Raw genomic sequence first — 7391 nt, forward strand, 5'->3', positions numbered from 1 at the left:
GCCCCGCCCTGCTCCCGGATCCCCGCCGGGCTCTGGCGGCTCCTCACCCGTCCCGTCACCCGTCGGCTGAACCTGGTCACCGTGGGCACCCTGCCCCCGATCCTGCGCGAACGGCTCGGACTTCCGTGGACCGCCCGGGACGAACGCGACCTGCGTCGCTTCGCCCGCCGCGTGCGTCTGCTCGTCGAACCCCTCCCCGTGCGGGTCCGGCTGGTCCTGCCGCCGCTCCTCCTGCGCCTGGCCGCCCACCGCCGGGCGCGGGAGGAACGCGCGGCCCGGCGTGCCGCCCCCCGAAACCGCCGACCGGCCGCGCCCCGCCCCCGGTGACCTCCGGGCGGCGGCTCACACCGGCCCGAGCACCCGCTCCAGGTGGGGATTTCCGAACACCCCGGCCGGATCCAGCCGCGACCGCACCCGACGGAAGTCGTCGAGGCGCGGGTACAGGTGACCCAACTCCTCCGCCCCCAACCGGTGCAGTTTCCCCCAGTGCGGGCGCCCCCCTGCGGCGATCAGCACCTCCTCGGCGACCCGGAACCACCCGGCGTGCGGTCGTCGGTGGTACTGGTGCACCGCCACGTACGCGCTCTCCCTGCCGTGGGCCGTCGACAGCCACACGTCGTCGGCCGGGGCGAAGCGGACCTCCACCGGGAACCCCACCCGCTCCCCGTGGCGCTCGGGCAACCGCCGCAACTCGCGCAGCACCTCCGGCAGAACGGCGCGGGGAACGGCGTACTCCATCTCCCGGAAGACCACCCGACGGGGCGAGGTGAACACGCGGTGCGAGACATCCGTGTACACCCGGGGTGAGAGAGCCCGGGCGGCCACCGCGTTCAAGCGGGGGATCGCCGCCGGCACCGCGCACCCCAGGCGGTTGACCCCCTCGTAGACCGTGTTCGACAGGAACTCGTCCTCGAACCACGCCCGGGCCCGGGGCACGGGCGCCCGCCGTGCCCCGCCGAGCGGCCGGTTGTTCCGCTTGGTCAGCGTCCGATCGGTGTGCGGGAACCAGTAGAACTCCATGTGCTCGTTCCCGCGCACCATGTCATCCAACTCCTCCAGCACCCGGTCCAGCGGCATCGGCATCTCCACCGCGCGCAGCAGGAAGGCCGGCTCGCACCGCAGGGTCACCCGGCAGAGCACGCCCAGTGCCCCCAACCCCAACCGGGCCGCGGCGAACACCTCGGGCTCCCGGTCCGCCGAGCAGGAGAGCACCGACCCGTCGGCCGTCACCAGCTCCACCGCCGTCACCTGCGCCGACAGGCCGCCGGAGGAACGACCGGTGCCGTGCGTGCCGGTGGAGATCGCCCCGGACACCGTCTGCCGATCGATGTCCCCCATGTTGGTCAGCGCCATTCCGTGCGCGTCCAGCAGCCGGTTCAGACGGTGAAGGGGCATCCCCGCCTCCACCGTGACCAGACCGCGCCGGCGATCCACCCCGATCGGGCGGTCCAGCGCGTCCATCAGCAGGTGGAGCCCGTCGGTGACCGCGACGCCGGTGAAGGAGTGACCGCTGCCCACCGCCTTCACCCGCAGCCCCCGGTCGGCGGCGTCCGCCACCAGCGCGGCGACCTCGGCGGTGTTCCGGGGCCGGGCGGTGCGCACCGGTCGGGCGCCCTGCGTTCCCGCCCAGTTCCGCCACCCCGGCGCCGTCCCCGACTCCCGGCGGGTCGCGCCCCACCGCTCCCGTACCGCCACCGCGACCGTCCCTTCCCGCCGCCCCACCCCGGCACGGGATGGCTGAGGGGCCAGTGTGCGACCGACCCGCGGACGCGTCAACGCCCGCACCGCTCCCGTGGGACCACCGGGCCCCGCCCTTTCCGAACCGGGTCCGGGGCAGCCCTCTTGACCCCTCCCCACCGGCCGCTACGGTGGTCGCCGACAGCCGGACCGTCGCGCTTTCCCGGTGGAGGGGCGACCACCGGTCACCGTGCCGGAAAGGGACGTCGATGACCGCCGACGCCACCGTCCACAGCCGCCCTCCGGCCCCCACCCCGGGGGAAACCGTCCCCCGCCGGGACCCCGAGGCGGCCCGCCGGGCGGTGTTCCACCGACTGGAGCGGGCCACCGCCGACCTCGAGCCCCCCTTCGCCGTGGTGGATCTGTCGGCCTGGCACCGCAATGCCGACGCCCTGACCCGCCGCGCCCTGGCCAAACCCCTGCGGGTCGCCACCAAGTCGCTGCGCTGCCGCTCCCTGATCCGACGCGCCGAACGGCTCCCCGGCTGGCACGGCGCCCTCGCCTTCACCCTCCCGGAGGCGCTGCTGCTCGCGGCGGACGGTCCCGACGGCCGGCCGGACGTCAGCGATGTCGTGGTGGGCTACCCCACCGCCGACCGCGCCGCCCTGCGACGGCTGGCGACCGATCCGGCGATCCGGGAGCGGGTCACGCTCATGGTCGATCACCCGGACCACCTCGACCACCTGGAGGACGTGCTGCGGGGGGCGGGCCGCCCCGATCCGGAACACCCCCTGCGGTTGTGCCTGGAACTGGACGCGTCGTTGCGGCTGTTCGCAGGGCGGGTGCACATCGGCGCCCGCCGTTCCCCGGTCCACGACCCCGCCTCCGCCCGGGTCCTGGCCGAGGCGATCGTCCGCCGGCCCGGCCTGCGCCTGGTCGGCATGATGGCCTACGAGGCGCAGATCGCCGGGGTCGGCGACGCGCCCGCGGGGGCGCCGCTGCGCGCCCTCGCGATCCGGGGACTCCAGCGCCTCTCCGCGGCCGAACTGCGCGAGCGCCGGGCCGCGGCCGTCGCGGCCGTGCGGTCCGTGACGCCCCTGGAATTCGTCAACGGGGGCGGGACCGGAAGCGTGGCGCGCACCGCCGCCGAACCGGCCGTCACCGAGATCGCGGCGGGCTCCGGGCTGTACGGTCCGGCCCTCTTCGACGGCTACCGGGACTTCCGGCCCGCCCCGGCCGCGTTCTTCGCGCTCCCCGTCGTGCGCCGGCCGGCGCCGGGTGTCGTGACGGTGCTCGGCGGCGGCTGGACCGCCTCCGGCCCCCCGGGGCGCGACCGGCTGCCGGTGCCGGTCTTCCCGCCCGGCCTGCGGTACGTTCCGACCGAGGCGGCCGGGGAGGTGCAGACCCCCCTGGTCGGTGCCGCCGCCCGGGACCTGCGGCCGGGGGACCGGGTGTGGTTCCGGCACGCCAAGGCGGGCGAACCCGCCGAGCGCGTCAACCGGCTCCACCTGGTCGAGGGGGATCGGATCGTCGAGGAGGCCCCCACCTACCGGGGCGAGGGGCATGCCTTCATCTGATCCCGGATCCGATCCCCGGCCCCGCGGCGGCGATCCGCCGACTCAGGCCGGCTCGTCGAGCCGGTCCACGCCGGGACGCCGGCCGAACCACAACAGGCCCGCCCCCAGGGAGACCACCAGCAGCACCCCCATACCGCCCAGCATCCACCCGGCACCGAAGTTGACGATCAGCGGCACCGCGGCCGCCGTGATCAATCCGCCGCCGAAGAACGGTTCCAGGGCCAACTGCTTGTAACCGAAGGCCGGATAGGCGGGGGTGCGCAGCTCGGGGTCGGCGATCCGCAGCAGCACCAGGCCGGTCGCCGTCACCCCCAGGGACTGCCCCATGTCACCGATCCCGCGCTCGAACCAGTGGTCGGGCATCACCCGGGGGGCGAGGAAGAGGAAGGCCCCCACCGACCACAGCAGCCCGGTCACGGTGAGCAGCAGGAAGGGACCCAGATTGTCCGCGATGACCTGCAGCGACAGGGTGCCCAGGGCGGCGATGATCAGCATGTCCAGGGAGAAGCCCTGGAGTCGCTCCACGAGCTGTCGGTCCACGATCTCGTAGCGGTCGAAGGACTGGATCGCCAACTGGACGACGATGCCCCCGATCATGGCCATCGGGAACAGCGGTACGTAGACGAAGAGTTCGATCGTGTCGATCCACAGCCATCGCTCGAGTGCCTGGAGCCCGGAGAGGATCAGCCATCCGACCATCACCGCGATGGCCAGCAGGCCGAAGTGCAGGGTGAGGGGCTCGATGGAGGAGGGGTGCACGGTCAGGGTCCCGGCGGAGCGGCGGTTCTCCTTCTCCACCAGACCGGCCTGCTCGGAGACCGACGGCGCGGCGCCGGCGCGCAACTCGGTGGTGCGACCGGTCCGCACACCCCAGTTGATCAGCACGATGCCGACGACGATTCCGGAGAGCAGCCCCACGGTGGCCATGCCCAGCGCGAGGTCCTGCCCCTCGGGGAAGCCGAAGTCGGCGAAGGTGTCACCCAATCCGGCGGCGGTCCCGTGCCCGCCCTCGAAGCCGATCTCGATCAGGGCCCCGGTCAGCGGCGGCAGGTCGAACACCGGTCCCAGGACGAGCAGGGCCAGCAGCAGACCCAGGACGTACTGTCCGCTCGCCAGGGCGGTCCCGAAGGCGATCTGCGGACCGGCCATCCGCCCGGCCTCCCGGGGACCGGGCAGCCGGTGACCGAGGAAGAGGCCGGCGAACACCACGGAGATCAGCAGGCCGGGAAGGGTCGCCCAGACCTCCAACACCTCGACGGTGAACAGTCCGGAGTCGGCGAGACCGTCCGCGCCCGCGGCCGAGGCCAACCGGCCGAACACGTCGGGGCCGCAGATCAGCGCGATGCCACCGCCGATGATGGAGCTGGGGATGAAGAGACGTTGGGCCAGACGCCACTTGACGCGGATGAGCTTGGCGAGGAGCAACAACGCCCCGAGCAGCAACAACGCGAAGCCGATGGTGTTCGGGGTCATCTCACCTTTTTCACTGGTTCCGCTGGTTCCGCTGGTTTCACTGGTTCCGCTGGTTTCACCGGTTCCCGTCGGGCCACGGGGTGGGGCCCACCGGGGTTCCGGAGGGACCCTTTTCTGAGCCCCACCGGGACCGGGCCGGAACGCCCGGGCATCACCGATCCCACGGGGCAGCACCGGGTGCGGCCCCATCGCGGCGCCGGCCGCGCACCACCGTATCGGGGGAGCGCCCGGAAGCGTGGATCGTTCGGGCGTGTTCCGCACCGGTGTCCGGTGCGGAACACGGGAGTCGGTTCGTCTCCGCGCGCCGGAGCGCGTGCGGGGGTCGTGCCCCGATCGGGCCCGGCGCGCGCCCACCGGCCGACGGGCTCGCGGCACCGGGATCCACCCGAACCGCCTGCGGTCACCCGTTCGGGGGTACCCGGGGTCGGGAGTTCCCTTTGGTCCCCCGGGGACCCCGGAGTCCGGTGGTCCCGGGAGGGGTACCTCCGGTGCCCCGCGCGACCACCGGCGACACGCCCCGGGGGCACGCTCCGGCGACCGGGACCGGCCCAGGGGACCCCGTGTGACCGTCCGCGCCCGCCGCGCGCCGGTTGCCGGTCGGTCCGCGCCCCCGCACGCTGTGCGGAACGACAGAGCCGGCCCCCGGCCGCCGGGGGACGTCGATCACGCCGGGAGCCGCCATGGTCGCCTACTTCGCGACAGAGCCCGAGTCCCTGCTCGCCGACGCGCTGAACGGGTTCTGCCGGGCCCACGCGGACCTGGTCGTGCGGGACACCGGGAACGGCTACGTCCGGGCCCGACACCCGTCCCCGGGACGACGGGTGGGCCTGGTGTCCGGGGGTGGCTCCGGTCACGAGCCGCTGCACATCGGATTCGTCGGGGCGGGGATGCTGGACGCCGCCTGTCCCGGACGCGTCTTCACCTCACCCCACAACCGGCAGGTCCTGGAGGCCTCCCGCGCGGTCGCCGGGCCCGAGGGCGTGCTGCACATCGTGAAGAACTACACCGGGGACCGGATCAACTTCGGCATCGCCGCCGAGCGTCTCGCGCACCTGGGCATCCCCTGCGCCCGGGTTCTCGTCGACGACGACCTGGCCACCGCGACCGAGGGACCGGGCCCGGGCCGCCGGGGCACCGCCGCCACGGTGCTGGTCGAGAAGGTGCTCGGAGCGGCCGCCGATCGCGGGGCCGATCTCGCGGAACTGGTCCGGCTGGGGGAGCGGGTGACGGCGCGCTGTCGCAGCCTCGCGGTGGCCTCCCGCTCCCACGCGTTGCCCGCCACCGGTGAGCCCGCATTCGAACTCGCCGGGGACGAGGTGGAGTTCGGTGTCGGCATCCACGGTGAACGGGCGGAGCGGGCCATCCCCCGGGAGCCGTTGAACCGCTTGCTGGAACGTATGGCCGACCCCTTGCTCGCGGCCCTCGCCCCGACCCGGGGCGAGTCGGTGATCCTGCTGGTCAACGGCCTGGGGGCGGTCACGGATCTGGAGCTGTACGCCATCCTCGACGCCACGGAACGGCTGCTGCACAAGCGCGGCGTGCCCCCCGCCCGCTGCGCGGTGGGTGAGTTCGTCACCACCCTGGACATGCGGGGATTCTCCCTCACCCTCATGGTGGCCGGGGAGGAGACCCTCGAACTCTACGACGCCCCCGTGCACACACCGGTGTGGCGGTGGTGATCATGACACCCGGGACACCGGGGACACCGAGGGGCACGGAAAGCACCGGGGAGGTCGGGAGGAAGGGAGTGACGGCCATGACATGCGACGGCGTCTTCACGCGGCGATGGGTTCGGTGGTTCGCCGAATCCGTCTCGAGGACCGAGCCCGAACTCACCGATCTGGACCGGCGCGTCGGTGACGGCGATTTCGGCACCAATCTCCTGGTCGGGCTCGCCACCACGATCCGGGTGCTCGACCGTTCGCCGGTGACGGCGGGGGAGTCGCGCGCCGCCGATCCCCTGGAGGTGATGGCCGGTGTCTTCCTCGACGAGGTCGGTGGCACCAGCGGCCCCCTGTTCGGTCTCGTCTTCCAGGAGTTGGCGGCCTCGGCCCGGGCCGCCGGTCCCACGCTGACCGGTGCCGCCGTGGAACAGGGCATCGGTGCGGGCCTGGCGGCGGTGCGTCGGGTCGGGGAGGCGGAGCCGGGCGACAAGACCATGGTGGACGCGCTCCTTCCCGCGCTGACGGAGGTGCGCCGGGCCGGTCCGCTGCCGGCGGAGCGCGCTCTCGCCCTCGCCGCCCGGGGCGCACGGCGCGGGGTCTCGGAGACGGCCCGGTTGCGTGCCCGGCGCGGCCGGGCCGGTTACCTCGGCGACCGGGTCACCGGGGTTCCCGACCCGGGCGCGGTCGGGGTGGCCGTGCTGTTCGCCTCGGCGGCGGGCCCCGTGACCGCCCTGGCTCCCTGGTGGGAGAGCGGGGTCTCGCGCGCCCACGTTCCCGTCACCCGACTCGACGGACCGGAATCCGACACCGGCACCGGCACCGGGGCGGGGGTTCCCGCGGGGCGATGAGCCCCGCGGGCACCCCCGCCGGGGCGGACACACCGAACCCCGGGCGTCCGACCCGGCGGGACCGGACGGGACACCGGGCCTCTCTCAGACCGGGCGCCCCGCCCCGCCCGCCGTGTCGGGAGCGGGCTCCCCCCGACGGGGGGGCACCACCG

General features: G+C 74.3%; 6 protein-coding genes. 4 read left to right on the plus strand and 2 right to left on the minus strand.

Annotated elements, in window-relative coordinates:
- On the plus strand, positions 1 to 327 hold a 327-nt coding region (locus tag FOE67_RS11010), incomplete at its 5' end, for an oxygenase MpaB family protein (RefSeq protein WP_182663077.1).
- Positions 328 to 342: 15 nt separating this feature from the next.
- Here FOE67_RS11010 and FOE67_RS11015 read toward each other — a convergent pair.
- Positions 343 to 1695: a D-arabinono-1,4-lactone oxidase gene (locus tag FOE67_RS11015; RefSeq protein ID WP_182663087.1), complete on the minus strand. Its 1353-nt coding sequence runs from the start codon at positions 1693 to 1695 to the stop codon at positions 343 to 345.
- 251 nt (positions 1696 to 1946) lie between these two features.
- Here FOE67_RS11015 and FOE67_RS11020 point away from each other — a divergent pair, with 251 nt between their 5' ends.
- Positions 1947 to 3254: an amino acid deaminase/aldolase gene (locus tag FOE67_RS11020; protein ID WP_182663079.1), complete on the plus strand. Its 1308-nt coding sequence runs from the start codon at positions 1947 to 1949 to the stop codon at positions 3252 to 3254.
- Positions 3255 to 3296: 42 nt separating this feature from the next.
- Here FOE67_RS11020 and FOE67_RS11025 read toward each other — a convergent pair whose 3' ends face one another.
- Positions 3297 to 4727 carry a sodium/glutamate symporter gene (locus tag FOE67_RS11025; RefSeq protein WP_182663081.1) on the minus strand — a complete coding sequence of 477 codons (1431 nt, stop codon included), beginning with the start codon at positions 4725 to 4727 and terminating at the stop codon, positions 3297 to 3299.
- A gap of 680 nt (positions 4728 to 5407) precedes the next feature.
- Here FOE67_RS11025 and FOE67_RS11030 point away from each other — a divergent pair.
- Both FOE67_RS11030 and dhaL read left to right on the plus strand, forming a co-directional pair.
- On the plus strand, positions 5408 to 6406 hold the full coding sequence (locus tag FOE67_RS11030; RefSeq protein WP_182663083.1) for a dihydroxyacetone kinase subunit DhaK: 999 nt from the start codon (positions 5408 to 5410) through the stop codon (positions 6404 to 6406).
- 77 nt (positions 6407 to 6483) lie between these two features.
- Positions 6484 to 7239 (plus strand): dihydroxyacetone kinase subunit DhaL, encoded by a 756-nt coding sequence (gene dhaL / locus FOE67_RS11035; RefSeq protein WP_182663085.1) that lies wholly within the window; start codon positions 6484 to 6486, stop codon positions 7237 to 7239.
- Positions 7240 to 7391 lie beyond the last annotated feature (152 nt).

Origin of the sequence: Streptomyces calidiresistens (assembly GCF_014141525.1) — a bacterium.
Lineage (GTDB): Bacteria > Actinomycetota > Actinomycetes > Streptomycetales > Streptomycetaceae > Streptomyces > Streptomyces calidiresistens.

Excerpts from the sequence above, each read along its gene's own strand:
- FOE67_RS11020 (WP_182663079.1), top strand. The coding sequence starts at position 1,947 with ATGACCGCCGACGCCACCGTCCACAGCCGCCCTCCGGCCCCCACCCCG.
- FOE67_RS11025 (WP_182663081.1), bottom strand. The coding sequence starts at position 4,727 with ATGACCCCGAACACCATCGGCTTCGCGTTGTTGCTGCTCGGGGCGTTG.
- FOE67_RS11030 (WP_182663083.1), top strand. The coding sequence starts at position 5,408 with ATGGTCGCCTACTTCGCGACAGAGCCCGAGTCCCTGCTCGCCGACGCG.
- dhaL (WP_182663085.1), top strand. The coding sequence starts at position 6,484 with ATGACATGCGACGGCGTCTTCACGCGGCGATGGGTTCGGTGGTTCGCC.